We start from the raw sequence: 1739 nt of genomic DNA on the forward strand, positions 1-1739 counted from the left end.
TGACTACTCTCCTGAAAGAACTATAGTTATTCCAGTTAAGATTGAGACAAGGTTTTCTTGCCTTGAAAGAGTTTCAGTTAAAAAAGTGCTCCAGTCTTATTCAGAATGACTATGAGCATAAATAAATGCAACAAGTGTAGGGCGGGTTTAATAGACTACATCGCTCTTATTAAGATTGACTCAGGTCATTAGTGAGAATATATATATTCTGTTCTGTTGGCGGAAACCTAGCCCAAAACAATTTCACTTTTTTATGTTTCTGATTCTATTAATAATATTGGTTCAGATTTTAGGTGACCAAATATATATGGCTTTAATTCTACTACCTCTGGCAAAGAGGATACTTTAGATTTTAAAAATTTGGCAGATTGAGAAATTTGTTTGCAGAAAAGTTAGCAGTCTGAATGAGATTTATAGAGACGCTTAATGGAACGTCTCTACAGAATTTTTTAGGGAGGAAAAAACTTACCCACCCAAGAAAAATTAATAGTTATAAATCACTGCTGAAACTGACGAGTGCCGAAAAGATTTTCTCTTGCTTGATCGTCAAGTTTCTGCACTGGAATCTCACTCAAAACTGCTAAACCACGAGTCACCCCAGGTCGCTTACTAACAGTTTCAAACCATCGCTTTAAATTAGGAAAGTCTGCTAAATTTTGCCCTTGCTTTTCGTGGGAAACTATCCAAGGATATATTGCCATATCGGCGATCGAATAATCTCCTGCTACATATTCAAGTTGGGATAGTTGTTTATCTAATACTCGATACAAACGAGATGTTTCATTTGTATATCTTTCAATAGCATAGGGAATTTTTTCGGGTGCATATTGACGAAAATGATGAGCTTGCCCTAACATTGGCCCGACACCACCCATTTGAAACATTAACCATTGAATAACTGTGTAGCGATCGTGTGGGTTTTCTGGAATAAAGCGACTTGTTTTTTCTGCTAAATAAAGCAAAATAGCTCCTGACTCAAATATAGAAATAGGATTACCATCAGGCCCGTTGGGGTCAACAATAGCGGGCATTTTATTGTTAGGGCTAATTTTGAGAAATTCTGGTTGAAACTGGTCTCCAGCCATAATATTAATAGGAATTAAATTATAGGAAGTTTCGGTTTCTTCGAGCATGATACTCACTTTCCAACCATTAGGAGTCGGCCAGTAATATAAGTCTAGGGTCATAATTGAAAAAATCTCCAATTTTTGTCTAATTTTTTGTCAGCATACAGCTATTAGCTATTAGTTGTCAGCAATTAATTTGTTTTTTTTCAGGAATACTTAGAGTTGAAAGATTGAGAAAAAAATAAACGTTACTCTCAAAGCATTCTTTGTTAATCTTTATCATTAATTAGGGTTTGTTGAACAATTTTTTTGGTGAGGAAAAGAGTCAGGAAGTAGGGATAATAATTATGCTTTGGTATTTCAGCGCTGAGGAACAAAAAATCCTAACTTTTTGAAATTAATTCCAGATATAAAATCGAGATCTAAAATCAAAAAATTTACCCCTCCTATTGCCTATTTGCTGACGTTAATCAAAACTTTACCGAATAATTAATAATTAAATAATTCAGGTTGAAAGTCTCCCCTTTCAAGGAGAAAAAGCGGTTGAGGGATGGATAGGTGACCTAACCATATCCAATCAACCAAGAGAAATAAATTTTTTCCTTGAGCGTCAATCCTCTCCCTTTTAGGGAGAAGTAATTATCCATTAATGAAAGCAAGTCTAAGAGTTTT

Annotated in this window: 1 protein-coding gene; it reads right to left on the reverse strand. The window is 34.8% G+C overall.

Going from position 1 to position 1739, the window contains the following annotated elements:
- Positions 1-497: 497 nt before the first annotated feature.
- Positions 498-1187: a glutathione S-transferase N-terminal domain-containing protein gene (locus F6K22_RS40160; RefSeq protein WP_293110685.1), complete on the reverse strand. Its 690-nt coding sequence runs from the start codon at positions 1185-1187 to the stop codon at positions 498-500.
- Positions 1188-1739: the final 552 nt, after the last annotated feature.

Source organism: Okeania sp. SIO2F4 (genome assembly GCF_010672385.1).
Taxonomy (GTDB): Bacteria; Cyanobacteriota; Cyanobacteriia; order Cyanobacteriales; family Microcoleaceae; genus Trichodesmium.

What these genes read in the sequence shown, in the direction of transcription:
- F6K22_RS40160 (WP_293110685.1), bottom strand. Translation starts at nt 1,187, where the DNA reads ATGACCCTAGACTTATATTACTGGCCGACTCCTAATGGTTGGAAAGTG.